This window comes from Xanthobacter aminoxidans (assembly GCF_043193615.1).
GTDB lineage: Bacteria > Pseudomonadota > Alphaproteobacteria > Rhizobiales > Xanthobacteraceae > Xanthobacter > Xanthobacter aminoxidans.
In genome coordinates this window covers 17,085-37,667 of the sequence record NZ_JBAFUS010000006.1, presented here as the reverse complement: position 1 = coordinate 37,667, position 20,583 = coordinate 17,085, and the positions used below count along the sequence as shown (strand labels likewise).

The following is a 20,583-nucleotide window of genomic DNA, read 5'->3' as shown; positions in this document are numbered from 1 at the left end:
CTCGGCGCCGATCCATCAGCGGGCCTCCATTCATCAGGGGACCTCATGGGTTGCAGCTCAAACTCTCATTAGGCTGAATGGATCGCGCGGGGTAGCTTGGGCCCGAATCCGGTCAGGCAGGCACGCGGCGAGCATGAGTACGCACACGGCTTCTTCACAGACGACGGGCACGCAGGCGGTCGCAACCATCCCCACAGCGCGCTATGTGGCGGGGGCGCTGTTCGGGCTGGCGAGCGTCACCATCTGGGCGGGGTGGATGTCCATCACCCGGCTCGGCGTCACCTCGTCCCTCGGCGTCTACGACGTGACCATGCTGCGCTACGCCACCGCCGGCCTCGTGCTGCTGCCGGTGCTGCTGCGCCACGGGCTGGGGCTCGACAAGGCCAAGCCGTGGCGGCTTCTGGTGATGATCGCGGGGGCCGGCGCGCCCTATGCGGTGGTGGCCGGCTTCGGCCTGCGCACCACGCCGGCGGGGGAGGCGGGGGTGCTCATTCCCGGCGTCATGCCCCTGTTCGTGGCGCTGATCTCGGCCGTGGCCCTGCGCGAGCGGTTCAGCGTGCAGCGGAAGGTAGGCTATGCGCTGATTCTGGCGAGCGTGGCGCTGATCGCCGGGGTGGGGGCGGTGGCCACCGGGCTGGGCTCGGGCATCGGCCACCTCCTGTGCATGGCCGGCGCCTTCATGTGGGCCTGCTATGCGGTGGCGCTGCGCAAGAGCGGGCTCGGTGCGCTCCATGCGGTGGCGGTGGTCTCGGTGGGCTCGGCGCTGCTCTATCTGCCCCTCTACGGCATGCTGCACGGCTTCACCGCGTTCGATGCGCCGCTGCGCGATGTCATCTTCCAGGCGGTCTATCAGGGCGTCTTCGCCACCGTGATCTCGCTGTTCCTGTTCGCTCGCTCCGTCGCGCTCTTGGGCGCCTCGGCGGGCGCAGCCTTCGGCGCCTGCGTGCCGGTGATGGCGGCGCTCATGGCCATCCCCATCCTCGGCGAGTACCCGTCCGGCACGGACTGGCTGGGCATCTTCGCCGCCACCATCGGGGTGTATCTCGCGAGCGGGGGGCCGCTCCCCCGGCGCGGATAGGCGGCGGGGAAGCGCGTCGCGCGGTCTACTTCGCCGCCTGCTGGCGCACCAGCGGGCAGCCGCCTTCGGCCAGCGGGCGGAACGCCTCGTCGCCGGGAATGGTGCGGATGAGCTTGAGATAGTCCCACGGATACTTCTGCTCGGCCGGCGTCTTCACCTGCAAGAGATAGAGGTCGTGCACCATGCGGCCGTCCTCGCGGATGCGCCCGCCGTGGGAGAAGAAATCGTCCACCGGCGTCGCCTTCATCTGCGCCGCGACGGTGGCGGTGTCGGTGGTGCCGGCGGCCTTCACCGCCTTCAGGTAATGCAGGATGGCCGAATAGGTGCCGGCCTGTCCCATGGTCGGCATGGCCTTGTGCTTCTCGTAGAAGCGCTTCGACCAGGCGCGGGTCTCGTCGTTCAGGTCCCAGTAGAAGCCCTGGGTGAGGATGAGCCCCTGCGCGGTCTGAAGGCCGATGGCGTGGATGTCGGTGATGTGCAGGTAGAGTCCGGCGAGCTTGATGCCCGACTGGGGAATGCCGAACTCGTTGGCCTGCTTGATGGCGTTCACCGTGTCGCTGCCGGCATTGGCGAAGGCGATCAGCTTCGCGCCCGAGCCTTGGCCCTGCAACAGGAAGGAGGAGAAGTCGGCGGTGCCCTGCGGGTGCTTCACGCTGCCCACCACCTTGCCGCCGCCCGCGACCACCGCCTTCGCCGTGTCGCGCTCCAGCGCCGTGCCGAAGGCATAGTCGGCGGTGACGAAGAACCACGGCCCGTCCTTGGCCAGCGACGCGCCGGTGCCGGCGGCCAGTGCATAGGTGTCGTAGGTCCAGTGGATGCCGGTGGGCGCGCAGGCCTTGCCGGTGAAATCGGAGGAGCCGCCGGTTGAGGCCAGCACCAGCTTGTTCTTGGTGCGGCCGATCTCCTGCACCGCCAGCAGCACGGAGGAGGTGGGGATGTCGGCGATCACGTCCACCCCGTCCTCGTCGATCCAGCGGGTGACGATGGCGGAGCCCACGTCCGGCTTGTTCTGGTGGTCGCCGGCGATGATCTCGATGGGCCGGCCCAGCACACTGCCGCCGAAATCCTCCACCGCCATCTTCGCCGCAATGACCGAGCCGGGTCCGGCCATGTCGGCATAGATGCCGGACTGGTCGTTCAGCACGCCGATGCGCAGGGGCTTGGGGTCTGCCGCAAGGGCGGGGAGCGAGAGGAGGGTTGCCGCGAGGGCGGCCAGAGGCAGGGACAGGCGCATGAAATGGGCTCCGCGCGGGATGGGGCAATTCGGGCGCGGAGTATCACCACAAAATCGAGGGGTTCAATCAATTATCGAAAAATGGGGGTGTGTTCTTTAGTTGCACATTTATATGATGTTAATATGGGCCCGATGGGGTTCTCACGAGCCGTCATGGCCGGGCTTGTCCCGGCCATCCACGTGGTGAGGCCGGGCACCCCCTCCGGCCATTCTGCGATCGGCCCGGCGTGGATGGCCGGGACAAGCCCGGGCATGACGGCGGTCTCAGTCGATCCGTCCGACGAACCTCATTCAGAGCCCTCAGGGCTTGAACGCGGCACAGGCGATGCGCGCGCCGGCGCCGCCGATGGGCTGGGTGATGAAGTCGTCGGGGCTGGCGTGGATCACCAGCGCGAAGCCGCCCGGCTGGCCGAGGCCATCCTTGTCGGTGAGGCCGGTGGTGCTGGACACCTCGGCGTTCACCGAGCCGTCGGCGTTGGCATAGATGTTGGGCAGGTCGCCCTGGTCCGGGCCGTTGGGATTGAGCAGACCGTGGGCCTTGTCGTGATGGTTCACGTGGCCCTTGGAATCCAGGAACTTGGCGGTGTCGGTGCAGTTGGCCACCTGATGGAAGTGGATGCCGTGCCAGCCGGGCGGCAGCGCGCCGGCGGAGAGCGCGAGGCGCACGATGGTGGCGCGCTCGGTGCCGGTGGCGGTGGCGGAGCCGATGGTCTTGCCCTCGTTGTTGATGATGTCCGCCTTCACCACCTTCGCGGCGGGCACGGCCGCGGGCGCAGCCGCCGGGGCCTGAGCCAGGGCCGGCGCGATGAGCAGCGGGCCGGTGAGGAGCGCGGCGAGAAGGGGAAGGGAGCGCGTTGCCCGAACGGAGTGGGCAGACTTGGTGAACGGACGCATGGACGTTCCTCCTCGGGCCGGACGGCGCGCCGGCCTCCGCGACGAGCCTACATCAACGCTGCGGCGAACTCGACCGGGCCGCAGCCGGCCCCTCTGCTCCTATCGCCACCCCGCCGCGAACGTTCCGAATGTTGATTGGAATTTTTCCAGCAAAGCTCCCGTTTCGGGAGCTGGTGTCACCGAATGGCAAAGCTGGCACCGCCCGCCGTCTGATGTGATGATGCGGCGTCCGTCGATTTCGTGGCGCCGCGTGTGCGGCGATGACTTTCCCACTTTGATGGAGACGCTTCCGTAGCGTCTTGCAGGATGCAGCATATCCACCTAGACAGGTCATGATCCCCTGTGACACGCAAGATCATCTGTTTTGATCGAGAATAGTTCAAATATTGAGGCTGCCATGACCACCGCCGAACTCGACCGCTCCCCCGCCCGCGCCGAAAGCCGTGCCTCGGCGCTGAAGGCCCTCACCCATGCCGCCCATGAGCGGCTGGACAGCGCCATCATGGCCGGGCGGCCGTTCGAGAGCCGGGAGCGCTATGGCCGCTTCCTCACGGTGCAGTATCTGTTTCATCGCGATATCGCCGCGCTCTATGACAGCCCGGCCCTCGGCGCGCTGTTGCCCGATCTGCCCGGCCGCCGCCGGCTCGCCGACATCGCCGCCGATCTCACCGATCTCGGCCTTCCCGTGCCCGCGCCGGGCGATGCCCCCGCGCTCGGCCCGGATGCACCGCTGCCGGAGGCGCTCGGCTGGCTCTATGTGGCTGAGGGATCGAACCTCGGCGCCGCCTTCCTGCTGAAGGCCGCCGCCGCCCTCGGCCTCGACGAGCGCTTCGGCGCCCGGCATCTGGCCGCCGCGCCCGAGGGGCGGGGCCTCCACTGGAAGACCTTCGTCGCTGCGCTGGATGCGGTGCCGCTCTCGGCCGGGGAGGAGGCACGGGCCGCCAAGGGGGCCGAAGCCGCCTTCACGCGGGTCGCCTTCTATGTGGGCGCCGCTTTCGGCTGATCCGACTACCGCCAAGCTCTGGACGCCGCCGCCCCGGCCCGCATAGTCTCGCGCCGCTCGCAAGCGGGAGGGGGCCATGGGGGACGGGGTGCTGTCGCGTCGCGCATTCGTTGCGGGGCTCTCGGCGGGGCTTTCGGCTGGAGTGACGGGCGCCACGCAGGCGTCGGCCGCACCGGGCGGGATCGACCCGAAGCGGGTGGCGCGCATCGCCATCCATCCCGCCATCGGCGTGGCCCGGGTCGGCAACAGCAAGGATGCCTTCTATTTCGGTCCCGAGGTGCCGGGCGGGGTCCCGGTCGGCCCGTTCAAGGACGAGGCCGGCGCCATGGCCAAGCAGGCCGCGCGCTTCCGCCTCTTCGCCTATGATGCGCAGGGCCGCGTGCTGGGCGAGGTGACGGCGCGCGAGGCGGAGGTGTCCTGGACGCTCACCGTCGCCAATACCAAGGCGCTCTGGTACGGCATCGACATTCCCTTCGACCTGCCCGGCGCGCCCGCCGCCGGCCGCCGCAACGCCAAGGTGGCGGACCGCGCCAGCCTCGCCATCGTGCCCGGGCCGCGCACCGTGACCGGGCCGGGGGCCAAGCCCCAGCGGCTCGATGGCGGCGCCTTTCAGGGCCAGTCGGTCAATCTCGGCGAGGTGATGACCGATTCCGACGGCCGCCTCGTGGTGATGCCCGCCTCCGGCCGCTGCCATCCCGCCCCCGATGCCCCGCCCATGAGCGGCTATGCCGACAATGACGGCTGGGCCGACGACACCGGCGACGGCCCGGTGGATGCCGTGGTGCGCCTGAGCGGCCGGGAATTCCGCGCCGATCCCGCCTGGCTCATCAGTGTCGGCCCCAATTACGCGCCGGCCATCGCGACCAGCCTCGTGACGCTCCATGACGTGGTGGAGGCGACGCTGGTCGCCGCCAGCAAGCGCAAGGCACCGGCGACGGTGTTCGAGGAGCACGTCTGGCCCATCTTCGCCCGCCTGTCCGATCTGCAATGGGTGAATGCGGGCTTCCTCGCCAAATTCGGCTACGGATCGGCGAAGGATTTCGCCCGCCCCGCCATCCGCGCCCGCCTCGCGGATGCATCGCCGGCCAATGCGGCTTTCCGCGCGGAGATCCTCGCTTTGTTCCGCGACCCCGCCGCGCCCGACGTGCGGCCGGATCTGGAGCCGCAGCTCTATGGCGATCATCTGGTGCTGCCGCCCGATGTCATCGAGCCGCGCCAGTGGATGACGCTGACGCCGCTGCAATACGCCCATCTGCGCAATTGGGCGGCCGGCCGCTTCACCCCCGGCCGCCCGGCCCGCGCGGGACGGTTGGAGGGGATCGCCCTCGGCGGCCAGCCGGCGGCGCTGGACCGCGCGGCGCTGGAGGCGTGCGTGGGAGGGCCGTTCCATCCGGGGCAGGAATTTCCGTGGATCGCCCGCGTGCCGTGGATCTGGACGGCGGACATGCGCCTTGCCTCCACCGCGCGCTCGGTGGACCTCACCGACTACGGCCCGGACATGACCTCGCCGGAGGCGCTGTCGAAATCGGGTCCGCTCTCCCGCCTCGGTCCAGGCGGCATCACCCAGTGGCTGGGCCTGCCGTGGCAGGCGGACTGGGCGAGCTGCCGCTCGGGCTACCAGTCGTCCATCTCTCCCGTGCTGCCCGCCTTCTGGCCGGCGCGGGTGCCGAACACGGTCTTGTCGGAGGCGGACTACAAAGTGGTGATGGACACCGCCCGCGCCATCGATGAGCGGCGCGCCGCCTTCGCCCGCCGCCTCGACTGGGAACGCTTCATCAGCGCGCCGACCCGCCCGCCGGTGCTCGCGGCCATGGCGCAGGACTGGTTCCGCCTCGGAATCGTCGCCGACCGCCCCGGCCCGCGCGACGGCGCCTTCCCGGCGCGCATGAAGGTGGAGACGCTGGTGGGCTTCGCCCGCGAGCCGGATGTGAGCTACGGCGCCAATACGCTCTATCCGCAGGCGGCGACCTTTCCCCTTGTCGTGGCCAATTCCGACGACAACAGCCTGCGCCTCGTGGATGCCGAGGGCGGTGTGACGGTGATGGCCCTGTCCGCCCCGCTGGAGCGGCCGGAGGGCATGACGCGCAACCTCGACGGCAACCTCTACGTCTCCTGCATGAATGCCGGCTACGTGCGGCGGGTGACGCCCAAGGGCGAGGTCTCCCTGTTCGCGGAGGGCTTCTCCCAGCCCATGGGCATCGCCGCCGACCGGCAGGGCAATCTCTATGTGGCCAACTGGGTGGAGAAGGGCTTCGTCTCCCTCATCACGCCGGACGGGAAGAGCCGCGTGCTGGTGCCGCCGGAGGCGGGGCTCGTCTCGCCCATCGGCATCATCATCGCGCCGGATGGCGCATTGCTGGTGAGCTGGGGCGGCACCTCGGTGGCGCGCATCAATGCGACCACCGGCGAGATCATCAACCTCAACTGGCTCACCGGCTTCCGCAATCCCCGCCAGATGGCCTACGACACCTCCTACCGCCTCTATGTGGCGGACCAGCTGGACAATGGCGTGAAGCGCTTCGACCCCCTCGGCGCGCCCATCCCGCTCATCCTGCGCGGGGCGGAGCTGACCATGCCGTTCGGGCTGGCGTTCAATCTCAAGGGCGACCTCTTCACCTCGCAGACGCGGGGGCGGCTCATCAAGAAGGTGGAGTTGAAGGGCGAGGTGGGCATCGTCTCCGACTTCGCCGACGGCCTGCCCAATCCAGGCGGCCTCGTCTTCATCGGATGACACCCCTGCGCGGGATGATCTGCGATCTCCTCGTGGCGGGCGCCGGCCCGGCTGGCTCCGCCGCCGCCATCGCCGCGGCGGGGCGGGGGCTGCGGGTGGTGCTGCTCCACGATGCACGCAGCCAGGTATGGCCGGGGGAGAGCCTGCCGCCGGGCATGGCGAGGCTGGTGGATGCCGCCTTCGGGCCGGGGCTACTGGACGAAGGCCGTCACCTTCCCGCCTACGGCACCCGCTCGTGCTGGGGCAGCGACGACCTCATCGAGACCGACTTTCTCGCCAATCCCCTCGGTGGTGGCTGGCTGCTCGACCGCGCCCGCTTCGATGCCGATGCCCGCGCCCGTGCCGAGGCGGCCGGCGCGACTTTGGCGGCGGGGCGGTTGGAGACCATCGCCGCCGCACCAGAGGGATGGGACATCACGCTGCGGGACGGCCGGCGCCTCGCCGCGCGCTTCGTGCTGGACGCCACCGGGCGGGCCGCCGCCGTCGCGCGGCACATGGGTTCGGGGCGGGAGGCCTTCGACCGTCAGGTGACGCTGGTGGCGACATTGGCCGATGCCGACCCCTATCGCGGCACGAGCGTGGAAGCGGTGGCGGACGGCTGGTGGTACACGACACCCCTTCCGGGCGGACGGCGCGTCCTCGCCTTCCTCACCGATGCCGACCTTCTGGGGGATGGCGTCGCCGGATGGGCGCGGCGGCTGTCGGAAACGCTTCACATGCGGCGCCTCGCGGGGGCGGGGGCCGGCGCGGCCGTGCCCCGCACCTACCCGGCGGAAACCGCAGCCTTGCGCATCCTCCACGGCCCGCGCTGGTGCGCGGCGGGGGATGCGGCCATGACCTTCGATCCCTTGTCCTCGCAGGGCATTTCCGCCGCCATCCTCATGGGCGCGCGGGCCGGCGGGCTGGTGGCGGATGAACTGGCCGGGGATGGCTCGGCCTTCGCCGGCTGGGACGAGGACTACCGCACGCTGCAAGGCGAGACCGCCGACCTCGGCCGCCACTACGCCCTGATGGAAACCCGCTGGCGCGACACGCCCTTCTGGACCCGGCGCCGCCAGCCCCGGAAGGCCTGAGCCCCCGGACCCGCCCCCCTTTGCGTTTCAGCTTGGCCGTGCTCCATTGCCGGAAAAGGGGAGAACGCCGTGGTTCCTGACGTGACCGTCCTGGTGGTGGGGGCCGGCCCTACCGGGCTGCTGCTCGGTGCCGAGCTGAAGCGGCGGGGCGTGGACAGCCTCATCATCGACGCCCACGACGCGCCGCTGGCCTGGGACCGCGCCACCGTGGTGCATCCGCGCTCCATCGAAGTGTTCGACCACCTCGGCCTTGCCGACGCCCTGCTCGATGCCGGGGTGAAGCAGCGCGTCGCCCGCATCCATGCGGACGGGGCGGTGCTGGGCGAGATCGATCTCGGCCTCGCCGGCAGCCGCTACGGCTTCAATCTCGGCATCTCCGAGGAGGTGACGGAGCAGATCCTCACCGATTACCTCGTCCGCCTCGGTGGCGGGGTGACGCGCGGCACCAAGCTCGTGGACCTGGAGGCGCACGGTGATGGCGTCGTCGCCATGCTGGAGAGCGGCGGCGAAACCAAGGTGATCCGGGCCCGCTGGGTGGTGGGCTGCGACGGCCACCGCAGCGCCGTGCGCACCCTCGCCGGCATCGGGCAGGATGGCCACCCCATCGAAGAGCCGTGGGCGGTGTTCGACGCTACCCTCACCGACTTCCCCCACGCCTTCGAGGCCAACTACGCCTTTCTGGACGAGATTCCGCTCATCCTCACCGCCTTGCCGGGCGAGCGCTGGCGCGCCTATGTGCGGCCGAGCGGCCCGGACAGCGATCTCGTGGCGGACGCGTCGGCCACCCTCGCGCGCTACCTGCCGGCCTCGCGCTTCGTGGATGTCGCCAACCCCGTCCGCTTCCAGTGCTACACGCGGGTGGCGCAGCACTACCGGTCCGGCCGCCTGCTGCTGGCCGGCGATGCCGCCCACACCTGCAGCCCCATCCAGGGGCATGGCATGAACAGCGGCATCCAGGATGCCTTCAATCTCGCCTGGAAGCTGGCTCTGGTGGCGCAGGGCCATTGCGCCGACACCCTGCTCGACAGCTACGAGGCCGAGCGCCGGCCGGTGGCCCAGCGCATCACCGCCTCCGGCGACGAGGCGGACAGCGCCCAGATGCTGAAGGACGCCGCCGACCGGCAGGCGCGCAATGCCATTATCCGCGAGGTGCTCGCCGATCCGCAGACCCGCCACCACGAGGCGGTGGCCGAGGCCGAGCTGGATGTGGACTATGCCGCCTCGCCCATCGTGGCGGGCGACGCGGGTCCGGGACTGGCCCCCGGCCAGCGCCTGCCCGACCGCATCGCGGTGGGCACGGCGGACGGCGCGGCGCTGATGCTGGACGATCTCGTCAACCGCACGGGCCACACCCTCCTGTTGCTGGGCGGCGAGCGCGCCAGCGGCGAAACGCTCGCCAGCCTCTACCATGCGCTGGCCGAGCGCTGCGCCGCCCCCCTTTATGGCGCCAGCTTCGCGGCGGCGGTGACGGGCGGCGGGCCGGGGGTCGCCAGCCTCTCGGCCGACGATGCGGCGCGGCTCGGCATCTCCGGCATCACCCTGCTGGTGGTGCGGCCGGATGGTCATGTGGGCCTGAGGGCCGATTCGGGCCACGAGACGGCGCTCACCGCCTATGGGCTGAAGCTGGGCTTGCGGCGGTAATCAGGACGTAGGACGACCGTGGGGGCGGCCCGCCTTACGCGGCGGCGTCGGTGCGCCAGGCGGAGAGGATGTCCTGCGCATCCGCCACTTCCACCTGCATCGATAGGCGCTGCGACAGCATGCCCAGCACCGCGTCGTGCCCGGCATCGGAGGACGAGCAGACCGCATCCCGCGCCACCACCACGCGGTAGCCGTAGTCCACCGCATCGAAGAGGGTGGCGAGGATGCAGACATCCGTCTCCGCGCCTGAAAGCACCAGCGTGTCGGCGCCGAGATGGGCGAGCGTCGGCAGCAGGGTCGGGGACGAAAACGCCGAATAGCGCGTCTTGTCGATGAGCCGCGCCGGCGGTGTGAAGCGCTTAAGCTCCGGCACCAGTTCCAGAAGCTCCGGCGCCAGCTCCTGCTGCGTCACCTCGCGCCACTTTCCGTAGAGATGGCGCCAGCTTCCGGGCAGGGCCTCGGGCGCATGGGGCGGGATGAAGCGGGAAAACAGCGTGCGCCCGGGCGCGCGGGCCGCCAGTTCGACGATGACGGGCAGGATGCGCGGCGCCCACGGCGTCGGCCATGGCCCGCCGGGGGCGAACAAGTGCTGCATGTCCACGCACAGATGCACCGTACGCGGGCCGATGGCGCGGTTCAGGCCCTGTCCCATTCATTCCTCCGGCGGCGGGCCGCTCTGGCCGGCCCTGCCCGTGGGCTGATCAGCCCCGCGCTTGCCGATGCCGACGATGGGGGCTTCCTGGTTCGGATAGGGGCCAGCGACGGGCGTGCCGTCCGGGGCTAGGGCCCACCAGCCGGGCATGACGCCGAGGCGGGTCGCGTCGGCCTCGGAAACGAGTCGCGGTTCAAACGTCATGGCGCCTCCTCGCCGCCCGCAACCGGCGGGCTTGTCGGGCTCAACGGCACGGCGCGCGGGCGGGTTCCGGCTCCCGACGCGGCGGCAGGTGGACAGCCCCGGTGCTGCTGTGCATTTTAGCCCCTCCCGGAGGGGGTGACGGCGGCACCGCCGCCGTGGACCGGGTACGGAGAAGTTGCGTGGCGGAATTCAGCGGACGCAGGGCCGAAATCCTCGCGGTCATCGCGGAAGAGGCATCCATCGATCCGACCATCATCGACGCCGAAACCAGCGTCGCGGACCTCGGGATCGGGTCGCTCGATATGGTGGAGCTGATCTTCAAGATCGAGGAACGCTTTGGTATCGAGGTGCCGTCCCAAGGTGTGCTGGAAAGCAATGACGTGAAGGTCTTCGCCTTGCTCGAAGCCGTCGAGCAGCTTATCGACGCGCGGAGCGGCAAGGTTTCCACAGCGCAGCCGGCCCGATGAGCCGCAGGGTCGCCATCACCGGCATCGGTGCCGTTTCCGCCCTCGGCCTCGGCATTCCCGCCCACCTCGCGGCCTTGCAGGAGGGGCGCGGCGGTATCGGGCCGCTCACGCTGGTGCCGCAGGATCAGGTGAAGACGCGGGTGGTCGGGGAGGTGCCCGGCTATTCCGCCGAGGCGCACTTTAATCCGCGGCAGATTTCTACCATCGACCGGTCCGGCCAGTTCGCCCTGCTGGCGGCGGCGGAAGCGATGACCGAGGCGGCCGGCGCCACCGAGGGCGTATCGCCGCAGAAGGCCGGCGTCATCTTCGGCGCGGCGGTGGGCTGCCAGACGCTGGAAGAGGGCTATGTGCGCATCCTGCGCGACGGCACGCGCCCGCTGCCCTTCACGGTGCCGCGCGTCATGCCCTCGTCCGCGGCCAGCCAGATTTCCATGGCCTACCGCATCACCGGTCCGAGCTTCAGCACCGCCTCGGCCTGCTCCTCCGCCTCCCACGCCATTGGCCTCGCCTTCCAGATGATCCGCGGCGGGATGCTGGACATGGCCGTGACCGGCGGCTGCGAGGCCCCGCTGACGCTCGGCATGGTGAAGAGCTGGGAGGCGCTGCGCGTGCTGGCGGCCGACACCTGCCGCCCGTTCTCCAAGGACCGCAGCGGGCTGGTGCTGGGTGAAGGCGCGGCCGTGCTGGTGCTGGAGGAGATGGAGCGGGCGCGCGCCCGTGGCGCCACCATCCTCGGTGAGGTGCTCGGCTTCGGCATGACCGCCGATGGCGCGGACCTCACGGCGCCCGATGCCTCGAGCACCGCCCGCGCCATTGCCACGGCGCTCGACGACGCGGGGCTGGATGCCGGCGCGGTGGATTATGTCGCGGCCCACGGCACCGGAACGGTGCTGAACGACAAGACCGAGACCACCTCGCTGCGCACGGTGCTGGGCGACCGGCTGGCCAAGGTGCCGGTGTCGTCGCTGAAATCCATGACCGGCCACTGCTTCGGCGCCTCGGGGGCGCTGGGCGTGACGGCGGCGCTGCTGGGCATGCGCAACGGCTTCCTGCCGCCCACGCTGAATTTCCGCGAGCACGATCCCGAGTGTGACGTGGATTGCGTGCCCAACGCGCCACGGGCGGCCTCGGCGGAAATCGCCCTGGTGAACGCCTTCGCCTTCGGCGGCCTGAACGCGGTGCTCGCGATCAGGGCCGCCTGAAGCCGCCGGGCGGGTCGCTCAGGCGCCGCGCCGGCCGGCCGAGGCCCGTGACGACGTCACGGGCCTGTTCACCGACCTTGCCGATCAGTCCACCGTCAGGCGGATCTCGCCGACGCCCTCGACGCCGCCTTCCAGCACGTCACCCTTGTGCACGGGGCCGACGCCGGCCGGGGTGCCGGCGAAGATGAGGTCGCCGGGGGCGAGGCGGAACAGGGTGGAGAGGGTCGCGATCATCTCCGGCACCTTCCAGATCATCTGGTTGAGGTTGCCTTCCTGCTTCATCCGGTCGTTGATCTTCAGGAAGATGCGGCCGGTGCCGGGGTGCCCGGCGGTCGCCACCGGCAGGATGGCCGAGCAGGGGGCGGACTCCTCGAAGGCCTTGCCGGTTTCCCACGGGCGGCCGAGCTTCTTCGCCTCGCCCTGCAGGTCGCGCCGGGTCAGGTCGAGGCCGACGCCGTAGCCGAACACATGGTCGAGCGCCCGCTCCACCGGAATGTCCTCGCCGCCTTCCTTCAGCGCCACCACCAGCTCCACCTCGTGGTGCAGGTCCTTGGTGAGCTTGGGATAGGAGATGGTCGAGCCCGAGCGCACCAGCGTGTCCGGATTCTTCTGGAAGAAGAAGGGCGGCTCCTTGTTGGGGTCGTGGCCCATCTCCACCGCGTGGTCGGCGAAGTTGCGGCCGACGCAATAGATGCGATGCACCGGGAAGACCGCGTCGCTGCCGACGATGGGCAGATGCGGATGGGGCTGGGGCTGGAAGACGTAGCTGGCCATGGGGCGCTCCGGAGTTTCGGCGTCCTGAATAGGGCGCCGCCGCCGGGGAGAAAAGGGCGAAACGTCGCAGCGCGGGTCGGCGGGACCGGAGCATGGCGCCAAAGCTGTATTCAAATTAATATAGCGTCATTTCATGCGGGGTGCCGGCCGCAGGTCGGTACCCGCTCATTCCGCTCCGGGGATTGCCATGCGACTGGGCCTCTTCTGCACCTATGAAAACCCCCGCCAGGACTATGCCGCCGCCTATGCCGAGCAGACCGCGCTGGTTGAGCGGGTGGAGGCGCTCGGCTTCGAGGAAGCATGGATCGCCGAGCATCATTTCAACCCGCAGGCGGCGAGCCCCTCCTGCCTCGCCATCCTCGCTTATCTCGCCGGCCGCACCACGCGCATCCGGCTCGGGTCGGCGGCGGTGCTGCTGCCGCTGCACCATCCCGTGGGCGTGGCCGAGGACGCGGCAACCGTGGACATCCTGTCCGGTGGCCGGCTCGAACTCGGGGTCGCCCGCGGCGGGCCGTTTCCCCTGCACGAGGCGCATTTCGGCGTGGCCAGGGAGGAAAGCCGCGGCCGGATGCTGGAAGCGCTCGATCTCGTCGCCGCGCTGCTGGATGGCGGTCCCGTGACCCGGGACGGGGCCTTCTTCAAGGTCAACGACCTTGAGCTGGTGCCGCGTCCGGTTCAGGCGCCCGTGCCCATCCACATCGCCTCGGCGACGGCCGAGACGGTGGCCCTCGCCGCCCGGCGCGGCTACGGCATCATGGCGGCGCCGCCCTTTCCCCTCGCCGGCATTGCGGAGAGCGTCCGGCAGTATCGTGCCGCCGCCCCCGAGGCGGGACGGTGCCTCACCCTGCTGCGCTTCCTCCACCTCGCCGACAGCCGGGCGCAGGCGCAGGAGGAGGCGCGTGCATTCCTCGCCCCGTTCGTCGAGCGCATGAAGGCGACCACGGAAAAGGTGCGTCCGGACTGGGCGCCGTGGTTCGATCTCGACCGGATGATCGCGGATTCCCTGATCGGCACCGAGGCGGACGTGGTGGAACAGGTGGCGGCGCTGGAACGGGGGCTGGCGCCGCGTGCGCTGGTCCTGAAGCCGCTGGCGCCCGCCTTCGACAAGCGTATGGCGGACCTGGAGGCGTTCGCCCTCCGGATCCGCCCGCAGCTCCCGGTCGCCTAGCCCCGGCGCGCCTCGACGATGGCGAGCGCCGCCGCGAAGGCGGCCTCGATGCCGAGGTCGGAGGTGTCGAGTAGCACGGCGTCGTCCGCCTTGAGGAGCGGCGCGCTGGAGCGGCCGGAATCGCGCTCGTCGCGCTTCAGGATGTCCGCCAGCACCGCGTCATAGGTGATCTCTTCGCCCCGCCCGACCAGCTCGCGGAACCGCCGGTCGGCCCGCACCTCCGGCCGCGCGGTGACGAACAGCTTGGCGGGCGCGTCCGGGCAGATGACGGTGCCGATGTCGCGCCCGTCCAGCACCGCGCCGCCCGTCTGGCCGGCGAACCGGCGCTGGAGATCGAGGAGCGCCGCGCGCACGCCCGGCCGGGCGGCCACGACGGATGCCGCCTCGCCCAGTTCCGCCGTGCGCAGCGCGTCCGGGTCCAGCACTGAGACGTCGAGGCTCTGCGCGGCTTTAACCGAAGCCGCCTCATCGCCGAGGCGGCCGTCAGCGAGGCAGCGCGCCCCGACCGCCCGGTAGAGCAGGCCGGTGTCCAGATGCGGCAGGCCGTAATGCGCGGCGAGCCGCCGGGCCAGCGTGCCCTTGCCGGACGCGGCCGGCCCGTCGATGGCGATGACCATGGCCGCCCCGTCAGTCGATGACGGCGCCGAGGCCGCGCATCATGGGCATGAAGGTGGGGAAGGAGGTGGCGATGAAGGCCACGTCGTCCACGCTCACGCCGTCCGTGCTGGCAAGCCCCAGCACCAGGAAGGACATGGCGATGCGGTGGTCCATGTGGGTCTCCACCGGCCCGCCGCCCTTGACCGTTGCGGCGCCGGTGACGAGCAGGTCGTCGCCCTTCACCTCGTGGGCGATGCCGCAGGCGGCAAGGCCGGCCGCGACGGCGGCGAGGCGGTCGCTCTCCTTCACCCGCAGCTCGGACAGGCCGCGCATGGCCGTCGTGCCCTCGGCGAAGGCCGCGGCGACGGCGAGGACGGGATATTCGTCGATCATGGCCGGTGCCCGCTCGGGCGGCACTTCCACGCCCTTCAGGCGGGAATGGCGCACCCGGAGGTCCGCCACCCGCTCGCCGCCCTCGGTGCGCTCGGCGACGACGGTGATGTCCGCGCCCATCTCGAGGAGGGTGGTGATGAGGCCGGTGCGCAGCGGGTTCATCATCACGTCGGTGAGGATGACGTCCGAGCCGGGCACGATCAGCGCCGCCACCAGCGGGAAGGCGGCGGAGGAGGGGTCGGCCGGCACGTCCACCGGCGCGGCGACGAGGTGGGGCCGGCCCTTCAGCGTGATGCGGCGGCCATGGGCGCCGTGGGGCTCGACGGAAATCTCCGCGCCGAAATGCTCCAGCATCCGCTCGGTATGGTCGCGGGTGGCCTCGCGCTCGATCACCACCGTCTCGCCTTCGGCGCCGAGGCCGGCGAGCAGCACGGCGGACTTCACCTGCGCGGAGGGAACCGGGGTCTCGTAGGTGATGGCCTTGGTCGCGCTGCTGCCCTTCAGGGTGAGCGGCAGGCGGCCGCCCTCGGCCGACGCCACCACCTCGACGCCCATCTGGGCGAGGGGATCGAGCACGCGCTTCATGGGCCGGCGGCGCAGGCTCGCATCGCCGTCGAAGCCGGCGATGACGTGCTGGCCCGCCACCGCGCCCATCATCAGCCGCACGCCGGTGCCGGAATTGCCGAAATCGAGCGGGGCGGCGGGGGAGGCAAGGCCGCGCCCGCCGGTGCCCGTCACCTCCCAGGCGCCCTCGCCGGTGCGGGTGACGCAGGCCCCAAGGGCCGCGCAGGCCTTGGCGGTATTCAGCACATCCTCGCCTTCGAGCAGGCCGGTGATGTGGGTGGTGCCCTCCGCGAACAGCCCGAAGATGAGCGCCCGGTGGGAGACCGACTTGTCGCCCGGCACCCGGACCCGGCCCGACAAAGCGGGGGAGCGGCGCCCGGTGGCGGGGCGGGCCTCGCCCGTGCCGTGGCCGTGAGCCTCGGCAGCGCCTGCGGTTGCGGGTTCGGGATGGGCCATTCCTGCCTCGCTCGGGCGGTCTGCCGCAGGCCTTGGCCGGGGCGATCGCCGCATGTTCGTTGCGGGCCGTCGTCTAGCACGCCCCCGCCCGCGGCGTCACGCTGTTGCGACGCCATGACGATCTGCGCTTGACAGGGCGCGGGCGAAACGCCAATGGAGCACGCTCCTTATACAGCTCCCGAGGAACTTTGCCGTGGCGAAGCCCGAACTCGGCACCAAGCGCATCTGTCCTGTCACGGGGCGCAAGTTTTACGACCTCAACAAGGACCCCATCGTGTCGCCGTTCACGGGGGAATCCTATCCGAGGTCATATTTTGAACCCGCAGCTCGCGGCGCCAGCCGCGCCGAGCCGCGTGCAGCCGTCGCTGAAGAGGCGGATGGCGAGGAGGCCGAGGCCGAGGTCATCAGCCTCGAGGAAGCCGACGAGGAAGCTGCGGCCCCCACCAAGGTGGTGGTCGGTGACGATGTGGACGTGGACGACGACATCGAGGCCGGTGACGACGACACGTTCCTCGAAGAAGACGAAGATGATGGGGACGACGTCTCCGATCTGATCGGTGAGGGCCTCGAAGACGACGAAGAGGCTTGATACCCGACGCGGCCTGTGCTTTAAGGCCGCTCTCGCTCGGCGGACATGAGTCGCCGGGCACCCCGCCGCGGGACTTCCCGGCGCGCTAACTGGCTCTCCTGCCGAGGTTTTTCGACCTTGGTGTTCGAGCGGAAAGTGCGCAGCCCGCGGCCCGGTGGGGCCATAGCTCAGTTGGGAGAGCGCTTGAATGGCATTCAAGAGGTCGGCGGTTCGATTCCGCCTGGCTCCACCAAATTTCTACCCGGCCTGAAGCACCAAGTAGGCTTTTCCGGGTTTTTCTCCCTCCCGTGACATCCCATCCATAGGTCCCGCAGGGACGTCCCCGCGATCAGGTGCGTTGCGCGCGATTCGATGTGTCTGCTTAAGGCGCCTTCGCCGCGCCCGCGAATCATCGTCCGATTCGGATGTCCCGCGCCGCGAATCAGCCGTCCCGCGCCGGCCGTCTCCAGTTCTGCAAGGGCGGCACGCTTCCAGGTTGTGCGGACGCCTGTGTGCCTCTCGCCCGCCCGTTGCGCCGGCGGGGGGCACCTGCCAGCCTCGGCAAGAGTTATCCCCACCTTCGCCGCCGACCGGTCCGCCCGCCCCAGCGTCATCGATCGAGGTCCAGCCCGTGTGGTCACCCCCCGCCGCCCCCGCCAACGAGGCCGACCGCCTCGCCGTCCTTGCGACATGCGGCCTCATGGATAGCCCGCTGGACGAGCGATTCGATCGCCTGACCCGGCTGGCACGCCGGCTCTACGGGGCGGACGTCGCCTTCCTCAGCCTCATCGACGCGACCCACCAGTGGCAGAAATCGCGCACGTCGGCTCTCGTGCCGGCGAGCGTCCCCCGCCGCGACAGCCTCTGCAACGTGATGGTGGAGAGCGGCGCGCCGCTGGTGATCGGCGACATGACGTGCGATCCGCGCCTCGCCGGCCATCCCGCCGTGGCGCACCTGCCGCTGCGTTTCTATGCGGGGGCGCCGCTGATGGTGGCGCCCGAGCTGGTCATCGGCTCGCTGTGCGTGATGGGGCGGGAGGCGCGGGACCAGGAGGCGTTCGACTTCGGCCCGCTGCTGGACCTCGCGGCGGTGGCGGCCGACGAAGTGGAGCTGCTGCGCCTCAATCTCGATCTTGCGCGCAAATCGCAGGTGGATGACCTCACCGGCCTGCCCAACCGGCGCAGCTTCGACGCGGCGCTGGAGCGCGCGGTGCGCCGGGCCCAGCGCCTCGCCGGCCCGCTGTCGCTGCTGGTGATCGACGTCGACCACTTCAAGGTGGTGAACGATCTGTGGGGCCATCAGGCGGGAGATGCGGTGCTGGCCGCCATCGGCGGCATGCTGGCGCGGCAGCCGGCCCGGGCGCAGGACACGGCGGCGCGCTATGGCGGCGAGGAATTCGCGGTGATCCTGCCCGATACCGACGAGGCCGGCTGCGATGCGGTGGGGGCCGCGCTGCTGGCGGCGCTGAGGGCGGAGAACATTCCCCATCCCTCCGGCGGCCGGGTGACGGCGAGCATCGGCGGGGCCACCGCGCGGGGCGACAATCTTGCCGACCTGTTCGCGGCGGCGGATGCCGCGCTCTACGCAGCAAAGGACGGCGGCCGCGATCTCTATTGCCGCAGCACCCTGGGCTGATCGGCCCGGCGGTGGTGGCGGCGGGAGGAGGCCCGCCGCCGTTTGCGTTCAGCGGCGGATGTTGTTCACGTCACGCACCGCGCCGCGGGCGGCGGAGGTGGTGAGGGCCGCATAGGCCTGGAGGGCCTGGGAGACGACGCGCTTGCGGTTCTCCGGCTTCCAGGCGGCGGCGCCCTTGGCTTCCATCTTGGCGCGGCGCTCGGCCAGCACCTCGTCGGACACCGCCACGCGGATGATGCGGCTCGGGATATCGATCTCGATGGTGTCGCCCTCTTCCACGAGGCCGATGGCGCCGCCTTCCGCCGCTTCCGGCGAGCAATGGCCGATGGAGAGACCCGAGGAGCCGCCCGAGAAGCGCCCGTCCGTGACCAGCGCGCACGCCTTCCCGAGGCCCTTCGACTTCAGGTAGGAGGTCGGATAGAGCATTTCCTGCATGCCCGGCCCGCCGCGCGGCCCCTCATAGCGGATCAGCACCACGTCGCCGGGCTGGATGCGCCCGGTGGAGAGGATCGCCTCCACCGCCGCGTCCTGGCTCTCGAAGATGCGGGCCTTGCCGGTGAACTTCAGGATGGAGGCGTCCACGCCCGCCGTCTTCACGATGCAGCCGTCCAGCGCGATGTTGCCGTAGAGCACGGCGAGGCCGCCATCCTTGGAATAGGCGTGCTCGACATCGCGGATGACGCCGGCCTCGCGGTCGAGGTCGAGGTCGTCCCAGCGGCGGGACTGGCTGAACGCCACCTGGGTGGGCACCCCGCCGGGCGCCGCGCGGAAGAAGGTGGCGACGCTCTCGCTCTTGGTGCGCTTCACGTCCCAGCGGTCCAGTGCGTCGGCCATGGTCGGCGCGTGCACGGTGGGCAGATCGGTGTGGATCAGGCCGCCGCGATCCAGCTCGCCGAGGATGGCCATGATGCCGCCGGCGCGGTGCACGTCCTCCATGTGGATGTTGGCGACGGCAGGCGCGACCTTGCACAGCACCGGGACGCGCCGGGAGAGGCGGTCGATGTCCGCCATGGTGAAGGGCACTTCGCCCTCGTTGGCGGCGGCGAGCAGGTGCAGCACCGTGTTGGTGGAGCCGCCCATGGAGATGTCCAGCGTCATGGCGTTCTCGAACGCCTTGAACGAGGCAATGGCGCGCGGCAGCACGCTGGCGTCGTCCTGCTCGTAATAGCGGCGGGCGAGATCGACGATGAGGTGGCCGGCCTCCACGAACAGCCGCTCACGATCGGCATGGGTGGCGAGCACCGAGCCGTTGCCGGGCAGCGCGAGGCCCAGCGCCTCGGTGAGGCAGTTCATGGAATTGGCGGTGAACATGCCGGAGCAGGAGCCGCAGGTGGGGCAGGCGGAGCGCTCCATCACCGTCACGTCGGCGTCCGAGACCTTGTCGTCGGCGGCCGAGATCATGGCGTCGATGAGGTCCACCTTCCGCTCGCCGGTGGAGAGCAGCACCTTGCCGGCCTCCATGGGCCCGCCGGAGACGAACACGGCCGGGATGTTGAGGCGCATGGCGGCCATCAGCATGCCGGGGGTGATCTTGTCGCAGTTGGAGATGCAGACCATGGCGTCGGCGCAGTGCGCGTTGACCATGTACTCCACGCTGTCGGCGATGATCTCGCGCGACGGCAGCGAATAGAGCATGCCGTCATGGCCCATGGCGATGCCGTCATCCACCGCGATGGTGTTGAATTCCTTGGCGACGCCGCCGGCCTTCTCGATCTCGCGGGCCACCAGCTGGCCGAGATCCTTCAGGTGCACGTGGCCGGGCACGAACTGGGTGAAGGAGTTCACCACCGCGATGATCGGCTTGCCGAAATCGCCGTCCTTCATGCCGGTGGCGCGCCACAGGCCGCGGGCGCCGGCCATGTTGCGGCCGTGGGTGGACGTGCGGGAGCGGTACTGGGGCATATCCTCGCGGGCCTCGTTCTTGCGTCGCGCCTTTGCGTCGCGTCTTGCGTCTCTTGGGCGCGTCTTGTGGTCAGGTCGTCTCTTGCGGTCTTCTGGGCTCCGCGTCGGCGGGCGGCAGCCGCCTGCGTCCGGAGCTTTCGCGCCGTCTTAGTGCGCCGGAGCCTCCGGGGAAAGCCCTTTCCCTTGAGACACTAGCACGGAGAAGGGGCCGCGGCGGACACGAAGGCGGGAGGGTCGGGCGGAAGGGGGGCGGGAGGACACCTGCACCGCTCAAGCCGGCTGCGGCGGACCCGCGCGTTTGCCGCGCCGGTGAAGTCGGCTATGTCCGGCCCTCTGCGCGTGACGA

General features: G+C 70.4%; 18 protein-coding genes and 1 tRNA gene. 11 read left to right on the top strand and 8 right to left on the bottom strand.

Annotation, left to right across the window (positions count from 1 at the left end; genetic code table 11):
* Nucleotides 1–133: 133 nt before the first annotated feature.
* Nucleotides 134–1,078, top strand: a complete 945-nt coding sequence (locus tag V5F74_RS22475; RefSeq protein ID WP_394010032.1) for a DMT family transporter — start codon at nucleotides 134–136, stop codon at nucleotides 1,076–1,078.
* Between the two features lie 25 nt (nucleotides 1,079–1,103).
* Here the strand turns inward: V5F74_RS22475 and V5F74_RS22470 are convergent, their stop codons facing one another.
* Together V5F74_RS22470 and V5F74_RS22465 are read right to left on the bottom strand one after the other, a co-directional pair.
* The gene (locus V5F74_RS22470) at nucleotides 1,104–2,312 is read right to left on the bottom strand and encodes an ABC transporter substrate-binding protein (RefSeq protein WP_394010031.1); all 1,209 of its coding nucleotides are present in this window, start codon (nucleotides 2,310–2,312) and stop codon (nucleotides 1,104–1,106) included.
* A 300-nt stretch (nucleotides 2,313–2,612) separates the two neighbouring features.
* Nucleotides 2,613–3,206 (bottom strand): superoxide dismutase family protein, encoded by a 594-nt coding sequence (locus V5F74_RS22465; RefSeq protein WP_374254620.1) that lies wholly within the window; start codon nucleotides 3,204–3,206, stop codon nucleotides 2,613–2,615.
* 397 nt (nucleotides 3,207–3,603) lie between these two features.
* Between V5F74_RS22465 and V5F74_RS22460 the strand changes: the two genes are divergently transcribed.
* From V5F74_RS22460 to V5F74_RS22445, 4 genes are all read left to right on the top strand, one after another.
* On the top strand, nucleotides 3,604–4,209 hold the full coding sequence (locus tag V5F74_RS22460) for a biliverdin-producing heme oxygenase (protein ID WP_394010030.1): 606 nt from the start codon (nucleotides 3,604–3,606) through the stop codon (nucleotides 4,207–4,209).
* A 76-nt stretch (nucleotides 4,210–4,285) separates the two neighbouring features.
* Complete coding sequence (locus V5F74_RS22455; protein WP_394010029.1) at nucleotides 4,286–6,940, top strand: LodA/GoxA family CTQ-dependent oxidase; 2,655 nt, start codon at nucleotides 4,286–4,288, stop codon at nucleotides 6,938–6,940.
* Nucleotides 6,937–8,013 (top strand): NAD(P)/FAD-dependent oxidoreductase, encoded by a 1,077-nt coding sequence (locus tag V5F74_RS22450; protein ID WP_394010028.1) that lies wholly within the window; start codon nucleotides 6,937–6,939, stop codon nucleotides 8,011–8,013. Before V5F74_RS22455 ends, V5F74_RS22450 begins: the two co-directional genes overlap by 4 nt.
* Nucleotides 8,014–8,082: 69 nt before the next feature.
* Nucleotides 8,083–9,654, top strand: coding sequence for an FAD-dependent monooxygenase (locus V5F74_RS22445; protein ID WP_394010027.1), 1,572 nt, complete (start codon nucleotides 8,083–8,085; stop codon nucleotides 9,652–9,654).
* A 34-nt stretch (nucleotides 9,655–9,688) separates the two neighbouring features.
* On the opposite strand, the gene V5F74_RS22440 is transcribed toward V5F74_RS22445, so the two are convergent.
* Together V5F74_RS22440 and V5F74_RS22435 are read right to left on the bottom strand one after the other, a co-directional pair.
* Nucleotides 9,689–10,306, bottom strand: coding sequence for a cysteine hydrolase family protein (locus tag V5F74_RS22440; protein ID WP_394010026.1), 618 nt, complete (start codon nucleotides 10,304–10,306; stop codon nucleotides 9,689–9,691).
* Nucleotides 10,307–10,510, bottom strand: coding sequence for a hypothetical protein (locus V5F74_RS22435; protein ID WP_394010025.1), 204 nt, complete (start codon nucleotides 10,508–10,510; stop codon nucleotides 10,307–10,309).
* Between the two features lie 179 nt (nucleotides 10,511–10,689).
* Here V5F74_RS22435 and V5F74_RS22430 point away from each other — a divergent pair, with 179 nt between their 5' ends.
* Together V5F74_RS22430 and V5F74_RS22425 are read left to right on the top strand one after the other, a co-directional pair.
* On the top strand, nucleotides 10,690–10,977 hold the full coding sequence (locus V5F74_RS22430) for an acyl carrier protein (protein ID WP_024281096.1): 288 nt from the start codon (nucleotides 10,690–10,692) through the stop codon (nucleotides 10,975–10,977).
* Nucleotides 10,974–12,179: a beta-ketoacyl-[acyl-carrier-protein] synthase family protein gene (locus V5F74_RS22425; RefSeq protein ID WP_394010024.1), complete on the top strand. Its 1,206-nt coding sequence runs from the start codon at nucleotides 10,974–10,976 to the stop codon at nucleotides 12,177–12,179. Before V5F74_RS22430 ends, V5F74_RS22425 begins: the two co-directional genes overlap by 4 nt.
* Before the next feature lie 84 nt (nucleotides 12,180–12,263).
* Here V5F74_RS22425 and V5F74_RS22420 read toward each other — a convergent pair whose 3' ends face one another.
* Entirely contained in the window at nucleotides 12,264–12,953 is a 690-nt protein-coding gene (locus V5F74_RS22420) for a fumarylacetoacetate hydrolase family protein (RefSeq protein ID WP_169124795.1), read from the bottom strand.
* A 187-nt stretch (nucleotides 12,954–13,140) separates the two neighbouring features.
* Here V5F74_RS22420 and V5F74_RS22415 point away from each other — a divergent pair, with 187 nt between their 5' ends.
* Entirely contained in the window at nucleotides 13,141–14,121 is a 981-nt protein-coding gene (locus V5F74_RS22415; RefSeq protein ID WP_394010023.1) for an LLM class flavin-dependent oxidoreductase, read from the top strand.
* Here the strand turns inward: V5F74_RS22415 and cmk are convergent.
* The gene (cmk, locus tag V5F74_RS22410; RefSeq protein ID WP_394010022.1) at nucleotides 14,118–14,738 is read right to left on the bottom strand and encodes a (d)CMP kinase; all 621 of its coding nucleotides are present in this window, start codon (nucleotides 14,736–14,738) and stop codon (nucleotides 14,118–14,120) included. The two genes, V5F74_RS22415 and cmk, sit on opposite strands and share 4 nt — an antisense overlap.
* A gap of 10 nt (nucleotides 14,739–14,748) precedes the next feature.
* Nucleotides 14,749–16,131 (bottom strand): 3-phosphoshikimate 1-carboxyvinyltransferase, encoded by a 1,383-nt coding sequence (gene aroA / locus V5F74_RS22405; protein ID WP_394010021.1) that lies wholly within the window; start codon nucleotides 16,129–16,131, stop codon nucleotides 14,749–14,751.
* Nucleotides 16,132–16,324: 193 nt separating this feature from the next.
* Here aroA and V5F74_RS22400 point away from each other — a divergent pair, with 193 nt between their 5' ends.
* From V5F74_RS22400 to V5F74_RS22390, 3 genes are all read left to right on the top strand, one after another.
* Complete coding sequence (locus V5F74_RS22400) at nucleotides 16,325–16,720, top strand: TIGR02300 family protein (protein WP_029555951.1); 396 nt, start codon at nucleotides 16,325–16,327, stop codon at nucleotides 16,718–16,720.
* 156 nt (nucleotides 16,721–16,876) lie between these two features.
* Nucleotides 16,877–16,952: transfer RNA gene (locus V5F74_RS22395), tRNA-Ala, on the top strand.
* A 378-nt stretch (nucleotides 16,953–17,330) separates the two neighbouring features.
* Nucleotides 17,331–18,335 carry a GGDEF domain-containing protein gene (locus V5F74_RS22390; RefSeq protein WP_394010020.1) on the top strand — a complete coding sequence of 335 codons (1,005 nt, stop codon included), beginning with the start codon at nucleotides 17,331–17,333 and terminating at the stop codon, nucleotides 18,333–18,335.
* A gap of 48 nt (nucleotides 18,336–18,383) precedes the next feature.
* On the opposite strand, the gene ilvD is transcribed toward V5F74_RS22390, so the two are convergent.
* Nucleotides 18,384–20,237: a dihydroxy-acid dehydratase gene (gene ilvD, locus V5F74_RS22385; protein WP_394010019.1), complete on the bottom strand. Its 1,854-nt coding sequence runs from the start codon at nucleotides 20,235–20,237 to the stop codon at nucleotides 18,384–18,386.
* Between the last annotated feature and the right edge of the window lie 346 nt (nucleotides 20,238–20,583).